Annotated in this window: 23 protein-coding genes and 1 pseudogene; 12 read left to right on the plus strand and 12 right to left on the minus strand. The window is 69.7% G+C overall.

What is annotated here, in order from left to right:
• The first annotated feature begins 5 nt into the window (after positions 1 to 5).
• A complete protein-coding gene (locus WAB15_RS35730) occupies positions 6 to 2,117 on the plus strand; it encodes a hypothetical protein (protein ID WP_407288829.1) in 2,112 nt (703 codons plus the stop codon).
• Positions 2,118 to 2,206: 89 nt separating this feature from the next.
• On the opposite strand, the gene WAB15_RS35735 is transcribed toward WAB15_RS35730, so the two are convergent.
• The 3 genes from WAB15_RS35735 to WAB15_RS35745 form a co-directional block, all read right to left on the minus strand.
• Positions 2,207 to 2,809 carry a hypothetical protein gene (locus tag WAB15_RS35735; RefSeq protein ID WP_407288830.1) on the minus strand — a complete coding sequence of 201 codons (603 nt, stop codon included), beginning with the start codon at positions 2,807 to 2,809 and terminating at the stop codon, positions 2,207 to 2,209.
• Between the two features lie 110 nt (positions 2,810 to 2,919).
• Positions 2,920 to 3,615, minus strand: coding sequence for an LPXTG cell wall anchor domain-containing protein (locus WAB15_RS35740; protein WP_407288831.1), 696 nt, complete (start codon positions 3,613 to 3,615; stop codon positions 2,920 to 2,922).
• A gap of 957 nt (positions 3,616 to 4,572) precedes the next feature.
• Positions 4,573 to 5,667, minus strand: coding sequence for a hypothetical protein (locus WAB15_RS35745; RefSeq protein WP_407288832.1), 1,095 nt, complete (start codon positions 5,665 to 5,667; stop codon positions 4,573 to 4,575).
• Between the two features lie 647 nt (positions 5,668 to 6,314).
• Here WAB15_RS35745 and WAB15_RS35750 point away from each other — a divergent pair.
• A complete protein-coding gene (locus tag WAB15_RS35750) occupies positions 6,315 to 6,446 on the plus strand; it encodes a hypothetical protein (protein WP_399145494.1) in 132 nt (43 codons plus the stop codon).
• Between the two features lie 160 nt (positions 6,447 to 6,606).
• Here WAB15_RS35750 and WAB15_RS35755 read toward each other — a convergent pair whose 3' ends face one another.
• From WAB15_RS35755 to WAB15_RS35775, 5 genes are all read right to left on the minus strand, one after another.
• Positions 6,607 to 6,894: a hypothetical protein gene (locus WAB15_RS35755; protein WP_407288833.1), complete on the minus strand. Its 288-nt coding sequence runs from the start codon at positions 6,892 to 6,894 to the stop codon at positions 6,607 to 6,609.
• A gap of 37 nt (positions 6,895 to 6,931) precedes the next feature.
• Complete coding sequence (locus WAB15_RS35760) at positions 6,932 to 7,474, minus strand: hypothetical protein (protein ID WP_407288834.1); 543 nt, start codon at positions 7,472 to 7,474, stop codon at positions 6,932 to 6,934.
• Positions 7,475 to 7,764: 290 nt separating this feature from the next.
• Positions 7,765 to 8,142, minus strand: coding sequence for a peptidase inhibitor family I36 protein (locus WAB15_RS35765; protein WP_407288835.1), 378 nt, complete (start codon positions 8,140 to 8,142; stop codon positions 7,765 to 7,767).
• Entirely contained in the window at positions 8,139 to 8,744 is a 606-nt protein-coding gene (locus WAB15_RS35770; protein ID WP_399145500.1) for a hypothetical protein, read from the minus strand. Before WAB15_RS35770 ends, WAB15_RS35765 begins: the two co-directional genes overlap by 4 nt.
• Before the next feature lie 430 nt (positions 8,745 to 9,174).
• Positions 9,175 to 9,855 carry a helix-turn-helix transcriptional regulator gene (locus WAB15_RS35775; protein WP_407288836.1) on the minus strand — a complete coding sequence of 227 codons (681 nt, stop codon included), beginning with the start codon at positions 9,853 to 9,855 and terminating at the stop codon, positions 9,175 to 9,177.
• A gap of 150 nt (positions 9,856 to 10,005) precedes the next feature.
• Between WAB15_RS35775 and WAB15_RS35780 the strand changes: the two genes are divergently transcribed.
• The 5 genes from WAB15_RS35780 (at position 10,006) to WAB15_RS35800 (ending at position 12,871) form a co-directional block, all read left to right on the plus strand.
• Complete coding sequence (locus WAB15_RS35780; RefSeq protein WP_407288837.1) at positions 10,006 to 10,575, plus strand: DUF2231 domain-containing protein; 570 nt, start codon at positions 10,006 to 10,008, stop codon at positions 10,573 to 10,575.
• 173 nt (positions 10,576 to 10,748) lie between these two features.
• The gene (locus tag WAB15_RS35785) at positions 10,749 to 11,177 is read left to right on the plus strand and encodes a hypothetical protein (protein ID WP_407288838.1); all 429 of its coding nucleotides are present in this window, start codon (positions 10,749 to 10,751) and stop codon (positions 11,175 to 11,177) included.
• A gap of 1 nt (position 11,178) precedes the next feature.
• Entirely contained in the window at positions 11,179 to 11,832 is a 654-nt protein-coding gene (gene folE, locus WAB15_RS35790) for a GTP cyclohydrolase I FolE (RefSeq protein WP_407288839.1), read from the plus strand.
• Between the two features lie 49 nt (positions 11,833 to 11,881).
• A complete protein-coding gene (locus tag WAB15_RS35795) occupies positions 11,882 to 12,274 on the plus strand; it encodes an ArsC/Spx/MgsR family protein (protein ID WP_407288840.1) in 393 nt (130 codons plus the stop codon).
• Positions 12,275 to 12,442: 168 nt separating this feature from the next.
• Positions 12,443 to 12,871 carry a hypothetical protein gene (locus WAB15_RS35800; protein WP_407288841.1) on the plus strand — a complete coding sequence of 143 codons (429 nt, stop codon included), beginning with the start codon at positions 12,443 to 12,445 and terminating at the stop codon, positions 12,869 to 12,871.
• Between the two features lie 34 nt (positions 12,872 to 12,905).
• On the opposite strand, the gene WAB15_RS35805 is transcribed toward WAB15_RS35800, so the two are convergent.
• Positions 12,906 to 13,526 carry a TetR/AcrR family transcriptional regulator gene (locus tag WAB15_RS35805; protein WP_407288842.1) on the minus strand — a complete coding sequence of 207 codons (621 nt, stop codon included), beginning with the start codon at positions 13,524 to 13,526 and terminating at the stop codon, positions 12,906 to 12,908.
• Between the two features lie 48 nt (positions 13,527 to 13,574).
• Between WAB15_RS35805 and WAB15_RS35810 the strand changes: the two genes are divergently transcribed.
• Complete coding sequence (locus WAB15_RS35810; RefSeq protein WP_399145590.1) at positions 13,575 to 14,144, plus strand: GNAT family N-acetyltransferase; 570 nt, start codon at positions 13,575 to 13,577, stop codon at positions 14,142 to 14,144.
• A 191-nt stretch (positions 14,145 to 14,335) separates the two neighbouring features.
• Here the strand turns inward: WAB15_RS35810 and WAB15_RS35815 are convergent, their stop codons facing one another.
• Together WAB15_RS35815 and WAB15_RS35820 are read right to left on the minus strand one after the other, a co-directional pair.
• Positions 14,336 to 14,782, minus strand: a complete 447-nt coding sequence (locus WAB15_RS35815) for a hypothetical protein (RefSeq protein WP_399145506.1) — start codon at positions 14,780 to 14,782, stop codon at positions 14,336 to 14,338.
• 572 nt (positions 14,783 to 15,354) lie between these two features.
• Positions 15,355 to 15,477, minus strand: a pseudogene (locus WAB15_RS35820) (IS5/IS1182 family transposase); the annotation flags it as partial.
• Between the two features lie 119 nt (positions 15,478 to 15,596).
• Between WAB15_RS35820 and WAB15_RS35825 the strand changes: the two are divergent.
• Complete coding sequence (locus WAB15_RS35825; RefSeq protein WP_407288843.1) at positions 15,597 to 16,127, plus strand: DinB family protein; 531 nt, start codon at positions 15,597 to 15,599, stop codon at positions 16,125 to 16,127.
• 108 nt (positions 16,128 to 16,235) lie between these two features.
• Here the strand turns inward: WAB15_RS35825 and WAB15_RS35830 are convergent, their stop codons facing one another.
• Entirely contained in the window at positions 16,236 to 16,895 is a 660-nt protein-coding gene (locus tag WAB15_RS35830) for a TetR/AcrR family transcriptional regulator (RefSeq protein ID WP_407288844.1), read from the minus strand.
• Positions 16,896 to 17,082: 187 nt separating this feature from the next.
• Here WAB15_RS35830 and WAB15_RS35835 point away from each other — a divergent pair, with 187 nt between their 5' ends.
• From WAB15_RS35835 to WAB15_RS35845, 3 genes are all read left to right on the plus strand, one after another.
• Positions 17,083 to 18,201 (plus strand): serine hydrolase domain-containing protein, encoded by a 1,119-nt coding sequence (locus WAB15_RS35835; RefSeq protein WP_407288845.1) that lies wholly within the window; start codon positions 17,083 to 17,085, stop codon positions 18,199 to 18,201.
• Between the two features lie 498 nt (positions 18,202 to 18,699).
• Complete coding sequence (locus WAB15_RS35840) at positions 18,700 to 19,044, plus strand: hypothetical protein (RefSeq protein ID WP_399145513.1); 345 nt, start codon at positions 18,700 to 18,702, stop codon at positions 19,042 to 19,044.
• A gap of 704 nt (positions 19,045 to 19,748) precedes the next feature.
• Positions 19,749 to 21,293 carry an FMN-binding glutamate synthase family protein gene (locus tag WAB15_RS35845; RefSeq protein ID WP_399145514.1) on the plus strand — a complete coding sequence of 515 codons (1,545 nt, stop codon included), beginning with the start codon at positions 19,749 to 19,751 and terminating at the stop codon, positions 21,291 to 21,293.
• Positions 21,294 to 21,389: the final 96 nt, after the last annotated feature.

Consider the following 21,389-nt stretch of genomic DNA (forward strand, 5'->3'; position numbering starts at 1 on the left):
GTGCCGTGCGCGGAGGCCGGTGGGGCGCCGCCCTCCTGGCCGTCGGTGTCCTGCTCGCCGGCCAACCGGCCCCTTCGGCGGTGGCGTCCGACACCCCCGAGACCGGCCAGTCCGCGACGCCCGAGGCGGGAGGCGAGTTCGCGGACATCGTTCACGAACTCCTGGCCGACCCGATCGGCCGGGCCGGATACGAAGCGCACCAAACACTCAACATGCATGACGGCAACCGCAATCTGGCCGTCATCTGGTTCGATGTGAGCAATTTTCAGGCCACACATTTGGAATCGATCACACGGCAGTTCGATGAAAACCCCTCTCGCTCGGACTATTACATCGGGTACGGCAAGCTGCTGAAGCGCGAGGGGAACGAGGCGCTCTTCGACCGGATAGGCATTCAGGGGGACGGCCCACTCCTGGAGTTCGCCGCAGTCAACGACCCACGCAAGGACCACTCCGAAGCCATCATCTACGACAAATTTCTGTACCCCGTCCTCCGAAGCCTCGGCCTGGGCCACAAGGCGACCGAAAGGCTGATGAAGCGGGCGAAGGCCGGCTTCTCGGACCGTGGCCGGTGTGCGGAATGCCGCAAACTCACCAGCGCCATCGACGAGAACAACAAGGGCAATGACAAGAGTAACTTCGTGTCCGGAACGGACTACGCGACCAAGCAGGAGAAGGCGGAGTCCGCGAACCGGGTGAACGCCCTCAACAGCAAGGCCAATTCCATACTCAACCGGGAGAAAGAACAGGCGGGGCAACAGGCCAAGACAGCCCTACCGGTATCGGGAAGCCCGGAAACCCCCTGCACCTCGATGGGACGCGGCCACGGACGTCGCGTCATGGCGATGGCCGTGCCCCTCGCCGCCGGACCCTGTGACGAGGAGGACGAGAGCACACGGTCAGGCGCCCTCCAGCAACTCCTGGGCTCCCCGCCCGGTGCCGACGCCTACGGAGGCGTGGACTTCTCGACGTTGGAAATGCGCTACCTCTCGGACACCTCGAGCGGGGTGCGGTACGCCTACTCCTCGCAACCCCTACCGAAGGGCTACCAGCAGAACACCGCACTCGGAATGCGGATGGTGAAGAACCTGGGATCCGATCTGCGGACCTGGCTGGTGCTCGATCCGCAGAAGTTCTGGGTCAATCTCAATCCCACCGAACCGGACCGCATCGTCGACGCCGCGATGGGACAAACCAACGCCGGACGCGCCATGCTGGAGGCCGACCTCCAGATGAAGCGCACATCGGCGAAGATCCTGCACCCCGACTCGGCGACGGGAAAAGAGTACTGGCGGCAACTCAAAAGCTCCGCGGACGGTTCCCTCTGCTTCTCCTCCCGGATGTGGATCGTGCCCGGCAAGGTCGAGGTGCGCCAGGACGGCGATGCGCTCTACATTCTCAAAGCACAGCTCGACGTGAAGACGCAATCGGACCACATCGACGACCCCTATGCGAAGCCGTGCAACGCTGATCCGTCCACCAACGCCCACAACGAGAACCTGGAGCGCACCCTCGTGCTGCCCAAGGTCGTGAAGGCGGTCAACAACGACCCGGAGTACGCGCCGCTGCGCCGCGCGTTCATGGCGCGGATCATCGCGCAGTGGGTGCGCGAGCGGCACCGACAGGGCCAGCGGACCTCGTTCGACACGCTGATCGACTCCAAGGACCTGGGCCCGGCCAAGATGACCGGCGACTGGCGTCCCAAAAAGGTCTTCGACGCCTACGTCCGCTCTTACCGCAACAAGGAGTTCGACATCAAGCGGGAGACCACCGACGGGCGGTACAAGCGCATCACCCGCTACGTGTACGGCGGCGCGGACCTCACGAACGTCCAGCTGACCGGCGTCTCCTCGGCGGACATGCGCAAGCGCTACCCACAACTCGCCCAGTCCGCACGGTCCTCCACCGACCGCCGGGTGACCGCGGCCGACGGCTCGATCTGGCTGGGCGGTTCCGTCCAGGCGCCGGAACGGGGCTTCTGGGGCGACCTCAAGGACCAGGCCACCCGCCTGACCGGCGGAAACGGGCCCCTCCTCGTGGTGATCCTGCTCGCCCTCGCAGCCATCCTCTTCGGCTTCCGCAACCGCCCGAGCCGCGGCAACCGCCCCGCCGCGTGAACCCCGGCAGGCCGCCGGCCTCTGGCCACCGCACGGCTGGTGGGGCTGCCGCCGTCGGGCCGCGACGGCGGCAGCCCTCCCCGTGGGTTTCAGCCCTTGCGGGGGGAGAAACCGCCGCCGGCGTCGCCGTGGGCCGTGCAGTCCATGTCGCGGTAGCGGTCGACGAAGGTGCCGGTGAGGCCGGTGAACGCGTCGTACGCTTGGTCCAGGGGCAGGTCCTTACTCACCCTGAACCGTAGCTGCACGTGGACGGACTCGCGGGGCTTCAGCGTCTTCGGGCCGGGGATGGTGCCGCGGGCGTTTCCACCGGCATCGCGCAGCGTCTTCCAGGCGCGCTGCGAGGTGTCCCAGTACTGCAGATCGCCGTACGGGCTCAGGTCGCGCTCACCCTCGTTGTAGACGTAACTGCCCAGCTTGGCGCTGAGTTCGAACGTCTTCAGCTCCTTCGCCGAGGCGTTGGTGAGCGTGGCGGTGTAGGTCGTCCAGTGAGTGCCGAGAGTGATCGACTTGGGTATGCCGAACGAGCGGCCCACGAAGGTGTTGTTGTGGTACTGCCCGTAGGCGGTGTCGAGGTCGTAGCACGTCGGGATGTCCGCGGCAGGAGCCGCCTGGGAGGCGGGCGCGGCGGCCATCGCCACGGGGAGCAGGGCGGCCGTCGCGGCCGAGGCCGACAGGGCGCGGCGCAGTTTCATGAAGATCTCTCTCCCGGTTCTTCGGACCCTTGGAGCCTTTGTTTCCCGTGTCGTTGAGTTCGCAGGCCGTGGATCCTTGGGTTATCAGGTTCTTGGAGAAATGATCGGGCTTACGCGGTGATGTCCGTGGCGCCCGGACCGGCCATGCCCTTCCGGCGGCGTACGCCGATGACCGCACCCGCGCCGACCACCATCGCGGCCCCGCCGGCGAGAGCGATCGCCGGGAGCGCGGACGAGGAGCCCGTTTCGGCGAGGGCGCCGCCCTGCGGGCCGAGGCCACCGGTGGAATCGGAACCACTCGTACCGCCCCCGGACGCGGCGCTCTGGCCGGGCTCGGCCGTGCCACCCGGCTTGCCCGGCTCATCCGGCTTGGCGGTCGGGGGCTGCGTCGGCTTCGCGCCCGCGGGGAGGATGGTGAAGTCGTACCAGGCTTCCTTGGCCGAACCACAGGAACCGTCGCGGTTGCGGTAGTCGCCGGCGGCGAGCGCGTACCCGGCGCCGGGCTTGGCGTCCTTGACCACGCGGGTGCGCAGTTGGAGCGTGACGGTGCTGCGCGGACCGACGGCAAAGAAGCCGAACAGGTCGTCGGGCTCCGCGTCGTGGAAGGTCTTCCACCGCCCCGTCTTGGCGTCGCGGTACTCGGTCTCCAGCTCCCAGTACGGCCGGTCGACGTCTTCGGCGGAGGACACGAGCAGGAAGGGCTGGACCTCCCCCAGGGGCTTGCCGGTGGTGTTGGCGAGCGTCATGGAGAAGGAGGTCCAGGTGCCGCCCGCGGTCAGCTGGCGCGGCAGCCCGTGGACGGCCACGTGCAACTGATCGGACTCGAACGCGCAGGACTGACCCGCACCGTCGGAATCATCGGCGTCCTTGCCTCCACCGGTGGCACCACCCGCGTCGGTGGTCCCCTCAGTGGTCCCGGCGGCTTTCGGCGGCTTCCCCGGAGTGGGGCGGGCGGCCCCGTCGCGGTCCTGGGATGCCGAGCCATCGGCAGCGGCTTCCCCCGGGCGCCGCGGCCCGTCCGGGTTCCCCGTTCCGCCGCCGCTCGTGGCGGAATCCGCTAACCGGTCCGCCGGTCTTGCGACATCGGGGGAGTCGGGAGAGGCGGGCGTGCGGGGACCGGCCTCGGACACCGGCTCCGTTGCGAGCGCGGCGGCGGGCGTGGCCAGTACGGCGGCGGGCGCTATCACGGCAGCCGCTGCGGCGGCTGTCAGGGCGCGGCGAATCTTCATCCAGCAGACCTCTCGGATCCCAAGTGCCGCCTGGGCGGCACAGGTTGACGTTCGTCATGGTCGGGCCCTGCATGACGCATGGTGTGCGTGAGTGCGCTTGCAGACATGCGTACATGCGCACACCTGCGCCTCCTGTAGGAGGACTCGCACTGCGAAAAGGTTGCCCGCTCAAGTCACTGAAGTGGCGCATAAGGTGGGAGGTGTCCCGGGATTTCCGTTAGGGTCCGTAACTCCTCCACGTCGTCGGTGAAGGGCTTTCGTCGCGCTCGAGCCGGGTGGACTTCCTCGGGGCGGTCGCGACGAGGAGCTGTTCCAGCGCGGGCACGAAGCCGCCGCATGACAGGCCGTGCAGGGGCATGCGGAATCAGTCGCACTCAATGTGACTGAGCGCTCTAGTCGGCCAGTGAGCATTGCACTGGGCATTCAGCACGGAACTGTCCAGCGCGACTTGTGCTGCGTACCGGCCTGGTGCCGGCGCGGGGAGCGGATCGGCGGCTGGATGTTTATCGCCCTCGGTGTTGGGGCGGACACCCCCTAGGACCGCGTCGCCCTCCCGCACTCGTCCCCAGAGGACTCGCCCCGCCCGACCGGCGTGCTGCGGTCGTACGGGTCGAGCTCCGTGCCGTCCTCGTCCGCCTGGCGGTCCGTGCCGAAGGGCGGGGTGAAGTAGCCCGTGGGGGCACCGCAGCCGCCGTTGGTCATGTCGTACTTGTACGAGACGATCGAGAACGTGCCCGGCTCGGTGATCACCTTGTCGGGGTCGTCCCAGCTCAGGACCAGCTCGCGCCGGACGATCGTGCGCACGATCTCGTCGTCGCCGCCCTCGTCCGCGCGGGTGACCGGATAGACGAAGGTGATGTCGGCGGTCACCTGGAGCGCCCCGCGCTTGCCCTCCCGGTAAGTGAGCCGGCCCCGGGTCTTCACGACGTCGCCGACCAGGTGTGTGCGGGAGGGCTGGAAGCGGCTGAAGAGGAGGAGGGGGTCGCTCTTCTCGCTCGGGGTGAGGAATGCGGTTTTCAGAAGGTCTTGGACGTCCTTCTGGTGCGGATTGATCAGCGCGATCGCCTTCTCGGGGCGCTCGCCCCGCAGCACTCCGCGGTCCAGGCCGGACGCGACGAGGAAGTCCCGGCTGCGGGCGAGGGCCCGCTCGACCTCGGCCGCGCTCATCCAGCCGACTGCCCGGGCCTTCGGCACGGTGATCCCCGCCGATCCGCTCGCCCAGCTCGCCGCCGGCGAGCCGCGGAACGGCTCGTCCGTGGTGGGACGTTGGGCCGCCTCCGCCGGGGGCGCCTTGGTCGGGCGGGCGGTCTCGGCCGGCAGCGGCGGGGAGTCAGCGTCGGCGAACAGGTCCACTATCCGCCCCGGCGCGAGCGCCACCACCAGCAGCGCCAGCGAGGCCAGCAACCCGACCGCGTACCAGCCCGTGCGCCGCTTGGGCCGCGCGGGCGGGTAGCTGCGCCAGCCCTCCGGGCCGCGACGGGGCTCCTCGGGCAGCCGCTTCGCCAGTTCGCGGGCCCGAGCCGACGGCTCCTTGGGCGCGTCGGCGGCACCGGCCACCGACTCGCGCAGAAACTGCTCCCACTCCTCGTCAGATCTGGACGAGCCGTCTGGCTCCGTACCCGCACCCATCCCCAACCCCCTGGCAATCAATAGGCCGCGGCCCACTCCCCTGGGACGCGTCCGCATAATGACACAGAGCGCTGACGGCGAGGCCGACCGGGCGGACGGTGTGGGCGCGCGCCACCCTTTCTCAACTGGCCGACCGAAGCCCCCAGCCACAACACTCAAACACTCCTCTGCCAAGTGAAGTGGCCGCTCAGAAGTCGAACTCCGCGTAGTCGAGTCGGTGAACTCCACCAGCAGCCCATCAGCGCGGCGGCCGCGGTCCTCGAAGTAGATCTCCTGCCGGCCCTCGGCGGCGAAGCCGAAGCGCGCCCGGGGCCCGACGGCGATACCGGTGCGTTGGGCCGTGCGCTGTGTAGGCGGGCCGCTGAACCGGCGAGGCCATCATGGTGGGCGACAACGGTTTCATCGTAGGAGCGAACCAGCATGGACCATGATGCCGGCGCCTGCACTGGACCCTCGACGCGCATGGCGACCCGCCGCATCCTCTCCACATCGTCGTCGAGGGCGAGTACAAGTGGTTTCCGCTCCGTGCGGAAGGGGTCGGAGACTTCGCCCCGGACGATCCGGCCGCCGCTCTTGGGCTGTCGGACGAGCTGATCGACGACCTGTACGGGTGGTCGGCGGACTTCGACGCCAACATGGAGCTGTACTTGAAGGAGCGTGACGAGGACAGGGACGATGCCCGGCGAAGGGAACTGGACCGTCGCGGCAAGGAGCTGGCCGAACGCGTCGCGCGCGAACTCGGCCCAGGAAGGACCGTGACGTACGCGGGGCCGGCCTAAGAACTCTCACCGCCGACCGGGCCGCCGGCCTGCTCCACGCCCAGCACGTCGACAGCATCCGCCACCTCACCGTCGACCACGTGCGGCGGGACGGCGACAAGCCGACGGTCCGGCTCGGGGACCGCGCGATGATTGATCCAGCCCCCACAACGGCCGGTTGTCACGACAGCCGGGCACCGGGGCTGAGGAGGCTCGTCGCGGGCTGGGGACGTCCGTTCTCCGGTTGGACTTCGAGCAGGATGATCCCGTCGGAGCCCGTTGCCCAGCTCGGCCCGCAGACGACGGCGACGCCGCCGTCGGTGTGCCGGACCAGTGCCTGGTACAGCAGGCAACTCCTGCTCGTACGGCGCTCCGGTGGCCAGCGGCGCCCGGAGGAGCTGAAGACGTGTCGGCAGGAGTGTGCGGAGGACCAGCACCGGCTCAGGGAGGCCCGGCCCGAAGAGATCACGCGGCGCGGCAGGTCTAGAGGGGTAAGACACATCGCGCTAAGGACCGGTCGAAGTGCGCGCGGGCCTGCTGTGCCGCGGAGGCTTCCCTCCCCACAGATCGTCGCGAAAGGCAATGCGTACAGCCAGTTCCGCGCCCTCGAATTGTTCGAGCAATCGATCCATCGCGACATCACGTGAGGGCAGGTACAGCTGTCTGCGGTCGGTGACCCGTGAGTGCAGAGCATAGGCGCAGTTCACCAGGCCCATCATGGCGTCCATCACGGGATCTGCGGCGATGCGCATACTGAGCGTTGCTGCGACGTTGGCGAGATCCCCGTAGAGAGCGCGCACCTCGTTCGCGAGATCCGCAGAGAGCTGCGCGGCCTCCGCAGCGTGGCCTACGGAAGCGCGGAAGCGGAACATGGCACGGACGAAGTTGGCGTAGTCCTCGCTGCGAAGCTGCCAGTCGGCTTGTCTTCGCTGAGCTTCTGCGGTCTTCGCCACCTGCCGGAGCGCTGCCCAACCGGCTATGCACCCGACTACGAGCGCAGAGAGCGCGCCAACCGCTGCGGCGTACAGCGCTGCCTGTGTCTCCGTCACGGTCCTGATGGTGGCAGGGGGAAGCACGGTGGTCTTTCAGGCGGGCACTGCCTCTGAGACTGGTGAGTTCGCATGTTGAGGTGTCGTGTAGGCCTCTGCGACTCAGCCGCGCCGGGTCGGAACTCCGGTGGCTCCGAGCTGGTCGAGCAGGCTGTTAACAACGCTCGTGATCAATACAGCTAGGCCGTGTCCCGTGAATCACTCACCCTCGGCCGGCGGCTACTTGCACGGGCCGGGGGCGAGGACGCCCCGACCCGATGCGGGGCGCCCTGATCGCGGCCATGACCGGTTCAGCAGCTCATGGCCCAGGTGTGGGAGTCGCCGTTGTCATTGGCCGCGCCGTTGTAGCTGACCTCCTGGCCAGGGGCGAGGCAGATGGTCATGTGTCCGCCCTGATGCGCCCGGGAGTAGACCTGCACATGATCCTTGACGCCGGGGCCAGAGATGCCGTGGTTGGCCCAGGAAGAGTCCTCATCGGCGATCCAGCTCTCCCACCAGCCGTCGTCACCGGACCAGTTGGCACGCTGCCCCTTGTAGTCGGTGTGCTCCCAGGCACAGAACTCGCCGCTGGGACAGTCGGCCGCGCCGGCCGGACCGGCCGCGGCGAGGCTGCTGGTGAGCACGAGGAACGCCGCGGCGGCCGAGGTGAACAGTCGGCTCTTCTTCATGAGGTATCCGGACCTTTCCGGTGGGGGGTGGGTGGGTCTTCCAGCAGCTCGGCCGCGCGGTGCACGGCGCGATCGCGCAACTGGTCGTAGGTGATGACGTCCTCGCGGTGCGCCGCCCGGACATCGGCGAGCCGGGCCGGTTCCAGCCGGGCCCGCATCTCGTCCAAGCCGCTCGCCCGCACACAGCGGGTGTCTTCGTCAGGGCACGCGGCTCGGTGGGCAAGTGCCCGCCGGTACCCGGGGTCCCTGCCGAGTTGGGCTTCGGCCTCGGGCCGCAGATTGTTCACCACGACCTCCGCGTGAAACCAGCGAGCCAGGTCGCCGTAGAGGAAACGGTGCGCCTCGGCCAGACAGCCGTCCGCGTGAGCCCGGACGGTGTAACCGGTGGCGAGGGTGACTGAGAACTCGGCCGGACCGGTGCCGAAGAGCACTTCCTGCCGCGGAGGCGGGCCGACGGCGCCACGGGCCGTCAAGCACTGGTCCACCAACACCTGCTCAGCGGTTTTGATCAGGTCACTGCGGCCATGCTCCGACGTGGGCAGCGCGGGCCGAGAATGTGCCGCACAACCCCAGGCGCAGAGCACGGCCAGTACGACACCCACGACCGTCCGACCTGTCGCCCTAGGCCGGGCAGCGCTGATCCCCACACCGCTTCAAACGATCAAGAGCAGCCCAGGACACGGCAGCAGACCGACCAAGTGGCCTACGGGACAAGGGCAGTCGGGTCCATCGGATGCCCGGGCCGCGGACCGGGAACAGCCAGGCCGTGCTGCGCCCGCCCGCTGCAGGTCGTCGTCGCCTGCGGTCGCGAAGGAAGGCGGGGATCTCGCCGCGGGTCGGGCGGTTCGGCAGGGGTGCCGGCTTTTTGGCCGCTGTCGCGGGGACGTCGACGACGGCGGTACGTGAACTGCCTGACGAGCGACGGCGGGAGAAGCCTGGCTCGCGGCTCACTCCCTTCTGCCGGTCGGCAGCTGATAGCCGCCAACTCGTCGTTGCAGGGTGAGTTCGCCGGAGGGGCAGGTCGGCGAGCCGCTACTTCTTGCCGGCGTCGAGCTGGACGCAGCACTCACCCGGGCGGGGCGCCAGGACGGCCTCCACGCCGCTGATCTCCAGACCTTCGAGGTATCCGGCGAGGAAGGCGTGGTTCATCCCGCAGACCAGGTCGGGGGCTTTGCTCGCCAGGGGGTGGAAGGGGCAGTTGCGCAGCCGGAGCTGGGTGGGGGTTTCGCGGACCGGTTCGAAGCCGTGCCGATCGAGCATCCGCTCACAGGCGTTCAGCCCGCGTTCTGCGCCGAGCCGGCCGGGGCGGGTCTGCTCGCGTTCGGACTCGCCCAGTTCCCGGCCGCGCCGGCCGGCCGTCCGTACGGCGGCGTGCGGCGTGGTTTCGCTGTCGTCCTCGGTCAGGACGGCTTCCAGCAGGAGGTCGGCGAGCAGTTCGTGGCGGCGGTCGGGGATGCTGACGCGGATGTCGTTGTCGGTGGGTTCGTAGACCTTGGGCTGGCGGCCGACCTTCCGGATCCCGGTCGGGGAGGCGTAGCGGGCGCGCAGCAGGCCGGCATCGACGAGTTTGTCGAGGTGGAAGGCGGCGAGCTTGCGGGAGATGCCCACGCTGGCGGCCGCCTCGTCCCGGGTCACGGGCCGGCGCTGGCGCCGGATGAAGGCGAACATCTTCCGCCGCGAGTCCTCGCCCAGGACGCTGACGGACTCGATCATGGCGTCGGCTGCCGGAGATTGCGGGGTTGCGTCGGAGGCCACCTCTCCAGGATAACGCGCATTTCTGTAGGTCAAACCAGAAGCTTCTCACTCGATGTGGCGTAGGGCTGCGTCCTTGACGACTCCACCGAATAAGACCAAAATCTATTGGTGAAACTAAGGGTGGTGGTGGACATGGACGATTCGCTGGCCGAGCGGGCCAAGGCGCCGGTGAGCGCCGCGCTGGCCGGTCCGTACGGGCATCCCTTCCATCCGATGCTGGTCACCGTGCCGATCGGCGCGTGGGTGGGCAGCCTGGTGCTCGACGTCGCGTCCCGCCTGGTGCACGACCCGGCCGCCCTGGTCGCCGGCGCGAGGTGGCTGATCGCTATCGGGGTGATCGGGGCGCTGGCCGCGGCGATGCCCGGCTTCCTGGACCTGTTCGCGATCCCGCCCGGCACCCGGGCCTTCCGCGTCGCCCTCGTCCACATGTCGCTGAACCTGCTGGTGACCGCCGCGTACGCCGGGAACTTCCTGTGGCGGTACGCGGAACGAGGGGCACCGGGCGGCGCTAGCACCGGGATGCTCGCACTGAACGCCGTGAGTCTGGCGGCGTTGGCCGTCTCGGGATACCTGGGCGGGAAGCTCGCCTACCGCTACGGAGTCCGTGTCGCGGACGAGGCCGCCCAGGCCGAGGGCTTCGCCCCCGTCCGTGGCCGTCCGGGCCGTTCAGCCGACTGACCACGCCCCCGCGGCAACGACCGCACGACCGACCGTCCGGCCCCGCGGCCACGATCGACCGCCCGGCCCCACGACCCCGCGGCCACAACCGGCCGCCCCGTCCCACGACCGCCCGGCAGAGGTCGCGCGCAGCCGCTGCCGTGCCGGGATCCCCCTTCCGACAAGGAGTCCTCATGGACATCGCCGCACTGATCACCTGGGTGATCACCGCGCTCGGCGGTTTCTACCTGCTCGGCGCCTGGCTCTCCCGCGGAGGCGCCAAGGGCGGCAGCAGCCGGCTGCCCGTCCCGGTCGTCTTCGGCCACTTCGCGCTCGCCGTGATCGGCCTAATCGTCTGGATCGCCTACCTGATCACCGACAGGGACGCACTGGCCTGGACCGCCTTCGGGCTGCTCGTGCCCGTCGCCCTGCTCGGCTTCACGATGCTGGCCCGTTGGCTCCCCGTGCGCCGGGCCGGGACCGCCACCGCGGGCGCCGCGGGTGCGCAACCCGAGCCCGCCGAGCGGCACTTCCCCGTCGCGGTGGTCGCCGCGCACGGCATCCTCGCCGTTGCCACCGTCCTCCTGGTCCTGCTCACCGCCCTGGGCATCGGCGGCAGCTGACATGTCCCACCGTCCCCACACCGCCGCGCACCTGGTCCCCGGCGATCCGGAGATACCGGAGCCGGCGCCGGCCGCGCTGCGCGTCGTCCACACGCCGGACGGCGTCGACCTGGCCGCCGCCGAACGCGCCGCCGGGCAGTTCCTGCAGGCCCTCGGAATCTCCACCAAGAGCGAGAGTCTGCGGGGGACCCCCGGGCGCATGGCCCGTGCCTACGCCGAGCTGTTCAGCCCCCGCCCGTTCGACCTGACCACCTTCCCCAACGACGAGGGCTACGACGAACTCGTCCTGGCCCGCAGCATCCCGGTCCGCTCGGTGTGCGAGCACCATCTTCTGCCGTTCGTCGGCACCGCCCACGTCGGCTACCTGCCCGGTCGCCGGATCCTGGGCCTGTCGAAACTGGCCCGCGTCGTCGAACACTTCGCCTGCCGCCCGCAGGTCCAGGAACGCCTCACCAAACAGGTCGCCGAGTGGCTGCGGAACCAACTGGAACCCAAGGGCGTGGGTGTCGTCATCGAGGCCGAACACACCTGCATGACCTTGCGCGGAGTCCAGGCCACCGGCTCCAGCACCCTCACCTCGACCCTCCTCGGCACCCTGCGCAGCGACGCCCGCTCCCGCGCCGAGTTCCTCGCCCTGACCGGGCTGACCACCTGACACCCACGGCGCGCACCGCCGCACCGTAAGGAACCGAAAGAACCGCCCGATGGAGATCTGGATCAACCCTGCCTGCTCGAAGTGCCGGTCCGCGCTGTCCCTGCTCGACGCGGAACAGGCCCGGTACACGGTCCGGTACTACCTGGAGGAACCGCCGACCGCGGAGGAGATCGACACCGTCCTGCGGCGCCTGGAGCTCGAGCCGTGGGACATCACACGCCTCGGCGAACCGGCCGCGGCCGAGCTGGACCTCGCCACCTGGCCGCGCGAACCGGCCGACCGCGCCCGGTGGATCGAGGCCTTGGCCGGCCACCCCACCCTGATCCAGCGGCCGATCATCACTGCGGACGACGGCACCGCGGTGTTGGGGCGCTCCGCGGAGTCGGTACGTGCCGTCCTGCCGCGGCCCGGCGACTCCCCGGCGCCGGCCGCACACGACTGACCCGCCGCGTGCCGCACCGCCCCTTGTGGCTCGCCGACCCCATCGCCGGACGCCCACCAGGCGTGACGTACCGTGACGCCGAAGCGATCGCCGAGGGCGCGCAGCGGCCAGGTCTCGGGAGGACACGTGGCGTTCGGACAGGTGGTCCGCCGAGGTGTGCGGCTCGGTGTGCGCATCGGACTGGTGCCGACGATCATCTTTGGCTCCGTATGGATCGTTTCCGTCGTGGGCTGGCTCATCACCGGACCGCACCGAGGCGCCCTGGCAAGCCTGGTGCACGGCATCACCGCGGTCGGCGGAAGCATGGCGGTCGGCGTCCTGGCCGGTGCGGTGACCGGTGGCGTACTCGCGCTGTCGCCCGAGTGGCTCGCCGCGCGGTCCCCGCTGCGGGGACTGCTTGCCGGAGCGGTCGCGAGCACGGTGTTCCTGGGCGAAACCGTCGTGGTGGCAGTCGCCACCGACGGAGGTTATGCGCCGATGCTGCTCACCCTCCTTTCCACACCGGTGGCGGGCTTCGCGGCGGCCGCACACAGCGGGGACGTGCTGGGGCGCACGCACTATCACCCGTGGCTGTGGAGCAAGGGGCGGGCCGGGTAGGCCGGATCCACCGGCCGATGCGCAGGCGTGGTCGTCAGGACGGGTCCGTGCCCTCGCCGTGCGGTGCGGGCGGGGACGTCAGCGACGCCAGGTAGTCGTCGAGGAGCTCCGCCTGGCGCTGGGCCGGGAACGCCGTGGGGTCGAACAGGGTCTGCACCACCAGCCCGAGCACGAAGGCCTGGGCGCCGGCCGCGATGCGTGCCGGGTCTCCGGCGGGCAGTTCGCCCAGCCGCTGGGCAGCGGCGATCAGATCGCTCAGCCTGTCGCGGCTCTGCGCGTACCTGCGGGCGTGGTCGCCGCTCAGGGCGGAGTCGGCGAGGGCGACATCCCAGGAGGACACCCAGATCCGGTTGGCGTCGGTGGCCTCGGCGTTCAGCGGCAGGACGTCGAGCAGGGCAGCCCGGACGGCGGACAGGCCCGACCCGGCAGCGCGCCGGGGGCGGGAGGCGCTGCGCTCTTCGAGCAGGTCGAGCGCGTGCGCGACCAGGTCGCGCTTGGCGGGGAAGTAATGGGTGAGCAGGCCGGTGGTGGCGCCGAGTTCGGCGGCGACGGCGCGCAGGGTCAGCCCGCCGAAGCCGTGTGCGGCCAACACCCGCCAGACCGCCTCGGAGACGTCGCGACGACGGGCCTCGTGGTCCCCCTTGGTGCGTGGCATGCTGCTACCCTACATAGTCATAACGCTTGTTACGTGAATGGGGTCATCATGTTCGCCCTCCCGCTGCGGGACAACGCCGGCCTCGAGCCGCTGGAGATATGGCACGCCGAGGAGTTCGCCGGCCACCTGGAACGGGCCCGCGAGCACATCCGACCGTGGGTCGGGCCGGGGTTCGTCACCGACGACCTCGACGGAGCACGGGCCACGCTGCGGCGGTACGCCGAACGGCAGGCCGCCGACGGCGCCCGCCTGTACGGCATCCGGCTCGACGGCGCACTGGTCGGCGGCGTGATGTTCACGGACTTCAGCGCCGCCTCGGGCTCGTGCGAGATCGGGTGCTGGCTGGAGCCGGCCGCCGAGGGCCACGGCCTGGTGACCCAGGCATGCCGCGCCCTGCTGGACTGGGCGTTCACCTGCCGGGGGCTGCACCGCGCCGAGTGGCACTGCCGGTCCGACAACGACCGAAGCTCGGCGGTGGCCAAGCGACTCGGCATGACGCTGGAGGGCGTACGGCGCGAATCCTGGCCCTACGCAGGCGCCCGCCACGACAAGCAGATCTGGGCGATCCTCGCCCCCGAATGGCGAGCTGAGAAGCAGGCCGGCTTCTTCGGTGAGTAGCTCACCCCGGAGGCCGCTCCGGCGTCCGGTACGCAACGAGAAGCTCGCGGCGCCAGCCGCTTCCTGACTGTGGTGGGACACCGAACGCGGGGGAGGGGGGATGGCTCGGCGTCGGGAGAGTGTGCGATGCGCGCGCACGGCGCTGCAGACGCCGCGGGGGATCCTGTCCGATGTCGCGTGCCTGGATCGGTCTACTTCCTGGAGCTCGACTCGACGTACTCGAAGACCCGCTCCTGCATGGCCTGTTCCGATCTGTCCCACGAGTAGACCCGGCGGACGTCATAGCCACTGTCGGCCGGCTCCCGCACGATCACATCGTGGTCCGACAACTCCACCGATACGGGGCGGGTGTCTTCGTCCATGATCAGGGTGACCCGCCCGTCCTTGACGGTGAAAGCCCACAGGTGCACGAAGGTCTTGGACCGTCCCGACGCGATGCCGAGCAGCAGTTCGTCCTTGCCGTCGCCGTTCATGTCCCGGTACTCCGGTGTCTGCACGGGGCACGGCTCCTGCCGGGCGGTCGTGCAGTCCCCGATCTTCTGCGTGGTGCCTTCCTCATCGAGGGGAGTGGTCGACCTGGCGGCCTGGGCCTTGGCGACGGCAAGCGCCGAGACCCGGTGCATGTCACCGGACGGCACGCGCGGCACGGCTGGAAGCGGTGCCGGCAGTCCGTCATTGACCTTGGAGTTGGGCTTGTCGAGGGGCGCCGGGGTCGGCCTGGGAGTCCACAGCCGCTTGGGTGCCGACGCAACCGACGTGGGGCCCGCACTCCGGGGCTCACCAGTCCCCGCGCAACCGCTCAGCAGCAGGCCGGACATCAAGGCCAGACCCAGAACCGGCAGCGCCCGCTGGCCACGCCCCTTGGGGGCCGACGAAGGGCAAGGCATCTGCTGGTCACTCCCAGTCATCGAGGCGGTAGGTAGGCACCCATAGCGCAAAAAGGATATTGCTCCCCCCTTCACGACAGTCCGGCAGTCGTGTAACAGCAATCCGTCGAGGAACAGACAGTGCCGTTGCGGAGTCCGGGCTACACGCGCCGCGACCTCACCTCCGCCACCGCCTACTTCGCGGAGGTCGGCCTGCACGGCTCTTTCTGGGGACTGTCTGACTGAGGTCTCGGTCCACTTGCCGCCGCTGACGGCGCTGCTCCACCAGCCGCATGGCTGCCCAGCCGTGAACACCCATGTCACTGCGGGCAGTTCGCATCGGTTCAGCGTGTGAGGCGGCGGTAGTTGATCAGAGCGGCGGCGATGCCGACGAAGCCGAGAAAGCGCTCAGCCTTGCGTTCGTAGCGGCGGTGCAGGCGCCGGCAGCCTGCCGGCCAGGAGACGGTCGCCCCCCGCCCTGCGGACGCTTCCCTTTAGTGTCTCGGCTCGCATCCTTGACCGGGTAATCGACGGGCGGGGCGCTTCGCGGTGGCGTGTGTGTGGGGTCCGCTTAACATCACTTGCCATGACTGCTGAAGCCGAGCCCCCGGCAGAGCCCGATGTCACGCTCACCTGCCCGGCCGAGTTGTTGGCGGGCTATCTGGATTTCTACCGTGACGCCGTGCTGCGCAAGCTGGGCGGCCTGACCGACGAGGAACTGCGGGGCAGTCGGCTGCCCTCCGGCTGGGCGCCGCTGGAGCTGTTGAAGCATTTGGCCTATGTGGAGCTGCGCTGGTTGCAGTGGGGCTTCGCCGGCCGGCAGGTCGAACAGCCGTGGGGCGATATGGAAGCCCGTGGCGGCAGATGGCGTGTCGAGGCGGGTGAGACCGTCGAGGATGTGACGGCGTTCTTCCGCGCCCAGTGCGAGCGGTCCCGCACGATCGTCGCCGGCGCGCGGCTGGAGGACCGGATGGCCACGCTCGGGGGCCGGGTCCCGCCCGAGGAGGAGCGGCCGACGCTGGTCTGGGTTCTGTTCCATTTGCTCCAGGAGTACGCGAGGCACGTCGGGCAACTCGACATCGTCCGGGAGCTTGCCGACGGTGTCACCGGCGAGTAGCCGGAGCCACACGCAACCGCGCTCGGCGACGACTGCCGCCGCCGCTTCGCCTCCGGGCCGGCCTCAGCGGTGCCCCCGCAGGATCTGAGACACTCCCGAGCCAGTCGGCTAGCTCGGGCGGATCGCGGCCTCGATGTGGGCGAGTTGGGCGGCGAGGATCTCCTCGAACGCGGCGCGGCGGTCCGCCCCGAGGGGGCGTACGTCGCGGGCGAAGTGGGCCAGGGCGGGGAAGCGTTCGGGGTCGGCGCCGAGTACCGCGACGCGGAACAGCTCCATGCCCTGTTCGTACTCTTCGAGGGTGATCGTGCTGACCCCGGCCTCGGAGGCGATCAACGCGGCGATGAGGATCGCGATCCGGTGGTAGCGCGCCGGGATCTCCTCGTCGGGCAGTCCCGACGCGCGTAGGGCCTGCAGCACCTCCTCCATGACCAGCCGGGAACCGGTGCCGCTTGACGCGTAGCGTCCCCAGACCGCGGCGAGCTGGGGCTGCTGGCCGAAGGCTTCTCTCAGGCGTAGAGCCAGGGCCGTGATGCGCTGCTTCCAGTCGCCCTCGGGGCGGTGGCCGTCCATGGCGGCCAGCAGGATCCGGTCGGCGACCGCGCGCAGCAGTTCGGTCTTGCTGCGGAAGTGTCGGTAGAGGCTGGAGGAATCGGTCCCGAGTGCCGCGGCGAGCTTGCGCACGCTGAACGACTCGGCGTCGCTCGTGCGCAACAGCTCCGCCGCCGCATCCAGGATCTCCTCGGTCGACCAGCGCCTTCTGCCTGCCATCTCACCCCTCTCGCCGGTACGCAGTCTAACTTATGCACTTGGTGTTGCACGCACCGCGTGCATAATGAGGGCATGGGAGTGCCGAGCGGCCCGGCAGTAGGCGGGCCGGCGTGCTACTCGTGCCCTGTTACCCGGGTCGGGCGGCCGGTGTGCAGCTCGCCCCGGGGACTACGAAAGGACGCATGTCGTGAGGAACCCGCTGGATCCCGCGGAGCTGAACGCCGCCATGGAAAACGTCCACCGCGCCGGTATGCCGGGCCTGTTCGCCGAGGTGCGTGACGGCGACCAGGTCTGGCGCGGCGCCGCCGGGGTCGCCGATGTCGCCACCGGCCGCCCCGTCACCGCCGACATGCGGCACCGCGTCGGCAGCATCACCAAGACCTTCACCGCCGCCGCGGTTCTGCAGCAGGTCGAGAGCGGTCAGATCGGTCTCGACCTGCCGATCGGCAGGTACCTTCCGCGGCGGGTTCCCGGAGAACGCGGTGACGCGATCACGGTCCGGATGTTGATGAACCACACCAGCGGCTTCCCCGAGTACCTCCCGTACGCCTACGCCTCCCTCAAGGCGTACCCGGTCATCGCGGACACCCGCCCCCAGAGCCTGGAGGACCACCGGTACACGCGGTTCGACCCCACCGAACTGATCGAGATGGGGGTCACCGCACCTGCCGTCGGCGCCCCGGGCGGTACGCCGGGGGTGTACTCCAACACCAACTACCTGCTCCTCGGCCAACTCCTGGAGGAGGTGGCCGGCACCACGGCCGAGCAGTACATCACCCGGAACGTCATCGAACGTGCCGGGCTGCAGGACACGGGATTCCCCACCGGACTGTGCGTCGACGGGCCGCACTCGCAGATCTACGAGGCGTGGTTCGGCATGATCGACCCGCCGCGCGACTACAGCGTCTACGACATGTCCTGGGTCGGGCCGACGGCCTCGCTGATATCGACCGTCACGGACCTCAACCGCTTCTTCGGCAGGCTGCTCGCCGGCGAGATCGTCAGCCCGTCGTCGCTGGCGCAGATGCAACGCACCGTCCCGGTCGTCTCCCAGGAGGGAAGAACGATCGACTACGGCCTCGGCCTGCACCCGATGGAGGCTCCCGGTCAGGGCACCTTCTGGGGCCATGGCGGCACGGTCTGGGGTGCTGGAGCGCTGGCCATGACCAGTGCCGACGGCAATCGGCAGATGTCCGTCGCGGTGAACCTGCAGAGGTGGAACAGGCTCGACTCCTCGGGCAAGCCGCAGCCCCATCCCATCGACGACGCGCTTGCGGCTCTCTACCGCGTGGCGATGTACGGCTGACCGGGCTGCTCGCCAAGGACACCTCCGGCGCCCGCCCGGCGGCGCGTACGCCGCCGGGCGGGCGCCGATCACGGTGGTTCGGGGCATGTGGTGGTGGTCGGCGACGGATCGGGCCGTCTCGGGCCCTCACTCGTGGAGCCGCTCTCACTGGATGGGGAAGATCGCGCACGTGGTGGTGGCGTGTGCGTACACCTTCCCGTCGTCGACGCCGACCACCTGGGCCTCGGCGCCGACGAGCGTGAAGCCGAGCGTGTGCGATGGGTGCCTGCGGCGTACGGCCCTCGATGATCGAACGCAGGAAGTCCAGGCCGGAAGGAGCGGTGGATTCGGTGTTTTCGCTGCTCATGGCAGTAACGCTAGATCGCTTCCACGCCACGGCAAGTACGGATTCTGGACCGCTACCGTGGGCTGCATGAGTGGATACGGGCAGACCGGCGCGGCCTGCGGCCCGAACACCTTGACCCCGACGTCCTCGTGTGGGACATCCGCCGCCGTACCGTGACCGAGCACCTGCCGGAGCGGCGGACCATCGTCGAACTGCGCTTCCGCGGAACCGAGGGCGGGCCGTACTTCCTGCACATTGCCCGGCCGCAGATCGACCTGTGCACTGACGACGGCGGCTTTGAGGTGGCCTTGCGCGTAGACGCCGACCTGGAGGCGCTGACCCGCTACTGGCTCGGTGAGACCCCATGGGCCCCGCTCCTGCGCTCAGGAGCGGTCACTCTGACCGGACCGAGCACGCTACGACGGGCCTTCCCCACCTGGTTCTCCGGCTACCTGCTCCGCGCCACGCCTGCCACGTCCCACACCGCGGCCGTGTTCCCATCGCCGGCCAGCAGCTGAACACCGCGGTGGAGGACGGCTGGTGAGCGAACCGGCTTCCCGTGCGCCCGGACGGGCCCGGCAGCCCCGCGACGCGACGGCGCCCTCCGTAGGGCCGGAGGGCGCCGGGTGACATGGTTCCGCGTCAGGCGCAGCTCAGAGCGGTGCGCGATGGCGGCCGCGCGGCCGGGGAGTCCGGGGCCCGCCGGTAGAGACGGTCGTCAGCTTCCGGGTTCGATGTCGACCGCGGCATCCCGCCCAGGTCCAAGTGAACCGCGACTCCTGCACGCGAAGTTGGGCAATGGTGGGTGTGCCGGCGCGTTCGGTCCGGCTGATCGCGGTGTGGTCGCCCCTGCTGCCTGTGCTCGCCGGGACGTTTCCCTGTACTGGTCACGCCCCCTTGTCCGAACGCCTTCTACCGGCTCGCAGCTGCTACGAACGCCGCCCCAGCGTCATCAACTCCTTCTTCGCCCCCTCGGATGCGGTCCTCACCGTACGTAGCCCGTTCCGACGCGCCTGGACCACCACCGCAGGGACGACCACCCCACCCGACCACCCCACCCGACGACCCTGCCCCCGCAGCTGTCCGAGCGAGCCCCTAATATCGCTTCGCGTTCTCCGACGGCGCTGACGCCCGCTGGGCCGTGCCCGCCGCCCAACGCCCGACACGACACGACGACTCCACCGCATGGCAGTGGAGTCGAGCATCGAGGAGAGGACCGTTCATGCGCGCCCGGAGCATCGCCACGGCCACCGCAACAGCATTGGCACTCGTGGCCGCTCGTGACCTTGTCCAGAAGAAGCACGCATTGCTCCGGAACTTCCCGGTGATCGGGCACGCGCGGTACCTGTTGGAGACGATCGGGCCGGAGCTCCGCCAGTACATAGTGACCTCCAATGACGAGGAGCGCCCCTTCAGCCGTGACCAGCGCACCTGGATCTACGCGTCGGCGAAGGGGGAGAACAACTACTTCGGGTTCGGAACCGACAACGACGTCGAGCACATGCAGGGGCACGCGTACCTGAAGCAGCGCACGTTCGCCGGCCCGCTGCCCGACGCGCACGACCCGCAGGCCCCACTGCCCTCGGCCAAGGTGCTGGGCGGGCCGCGCGGGCGCGCCAAGGCGTTCCGACCGGCGAGCGTGGTGAACATCTCGGCGATGAGCTTCGGATCGCTCTCCGGCGCGGCGATCACGGCGCTCAACGAAGGGGCGGCGCTGGCGGGCACGATGCAGAACACGGGCGAGGGCGGCCTCTCGCCGTACCACCGCAACGGCGGCGACCTCGTCCTCCAGATCGGTACGTCCTACTTCGGCTGCCGCAACGAGGACGGCAGCTTCAACATCGACAAGCTCAAGGACGTGGTCGCCGGCGCCCCGGTCAAGGCGATAGAGATCAAGCTCTCCCAGGGCGCCAAGCCGGGGCTGGGCGGGATGCTGCCGGGCGCGAAGGTGACCCCGGAGATCGCCGAGATCCGCGGCATCCCGGCCGGCAAGGACTGTGCCTCCCCGTCGCGGCACACCGCGTTCAGCGACGTCGACTCGATGCTCGACTTCGTCGAACTGCTCGCCACCGAGACCGGTCTGCCGGTCGGGATCAAGAGCGCGGTGGGCGAGATGGAGTTCTGGCAGGAGCTGGCCACGCTGATGGCGCGTGGTGACCGTGGTGTCGACTTCGTGACCATCGATGGCGGCGAGGGCGGCACCGGGGCGGCGCCGCTGACCTTCTCCGACTCGGTGTCGCTGCCCTTCCGGATGGGCTTCTCCCGGGTCTACGGTGCCTTCGCCGAACTGGGGCTGACCGATGACCTGACCTTCATCGGCTCCGGCAAGCTCGGCCTGCCCGAGAACGCCGCGGTCGCCTTCGCGCTGGGTGTCGACATGATCAACGTGGCCCGTGAGGCGATGCTGTCGATCGGCTGCATCCAGGCACAGAAGTGCCACACCGACAAGTGCCCCACCGGCATCGCCACCCAGAACCCGTGGCTGGCCCGTGGCCTCGACCCGACCTCGAAGGCCACCCGAGCCGCTGTCTACCTGCGCACCCTGCGCAAGGAGCTGATGAAGGTCTCGGCGGCCGTCGGCGTCGCCCACCCGGCGCTCATCACGGCCACCGACATCGAGATCATGAACGGCGACTACGAGGCCCGCACCCTGGCCGGCGTCTACGGCTACAAGGGCGGCTGGGGCGAGCTCGGCCCGCACCTCGCCGACGAGATCACGACGCTGCTCACCACCGAGCCGACCTCCGTGCAGAGGCCGACCGTCTGACGCGCCGGCAGCGACACAGGCACCGCGCCCACTGCTCCCCTGCTCGGAGCACGCGCGTGGCACCAGCTAGTGTCGCCCTCGTCCGCCTGCCCACGA

Origin of the sequence: Streptomyces sirii (genome assembly GCF_045690365.1) — a bacterium.
GTDB classification, from domain to species: domain Bacteria; phylum Actinomycetota; class Actinomycetes; order Streptomycetales; family Streptomycetaceae; genus Streptomyces; species Streptomyces sirii.

Coding starts and splice junctions, on each gene's coding strand:
- WAB15_RS35775 (WP_407288836.1), bottom strand. CDS start 9,855: ATGATCGAGTCCGTCAGCGTCCTGGGCGAGGACTCGCGGCGGAAGATG.
- WAB15_RS35785 (WP_407288838.1), top strand. CDS start 10,749: ATGGACATCGCCGCACTGATCACCTGGGTGATCACCGCGCTCGGCGGT.
- WAB15_RS35805 (WP_407288842.1), bottom strand. CDS start 13,526: ATGCCACGCACCAAGGGGGACCACGAGGCCCGTCGTCGCGACGTCTCC.
- folE (WP_407288839.1), top strand. CDS start 11,179: ATGTCCCACCGTCCCCACACCGCCGCGCACCTGGTCCCCGGCGATCCG.
- WAB15_RS35765 (WP_407288835.1), bottom strand. CDS start 8,142: ATGAAGAAGAGCCGACTGTTCACCTCGGCCGCCGCGGCGTTCCTCGTG.
- WAB15_RS35830 (WP_407288844.1), bottom strand. CDS start 16,895: ATGGCAGGCAGAAGGCGCTGGTCGACCGAGGAGATCCTGGATGCGGCG.
- WAB15_RS35845 (WP_399145514.1), top strand. CDS start 19,749: ATGCGCGCCCGGAGCATCGCCACGGCCACCGCAACAGCATTGGCACTC.
- WAB15_RS35795 (WP_407288840.1), top strand. CDS start 11,882: ATGGAGATCTGGATCAACCCTGCCTGCTCGAAGTGCCGGTCCGCGCTG.
- WAB15_RS35810 (WP_399145590.1), top strand. CDS start 13,575: ATGTTCGCCCTCCCGCTGCGGGACAACGCCGGCCTCGAGCCGCTGGAG.
- WAB15_RS35735 (WP_407288830.1), bottom strand. CDS start 2,809: ATGAAACTGCGCCGCGCCCTGTCGGCCTCGGCCGCGACGGCCGCCCTG.
- WAB15_RS35745 (WP_407288832.1), bottom strand. CDS start 5,667: ATGGGTGCGGGTACGGAGCCAGACGGCTCGTCCAGATCTGACGAGGAG.
- WAB15_RS35825 (WP_407288843.1), top strand. CDS start 15,597: ATGACTGCTGAAGCCGAGCCCCCGGCAGAGCCCGATGTCACGCTCACC.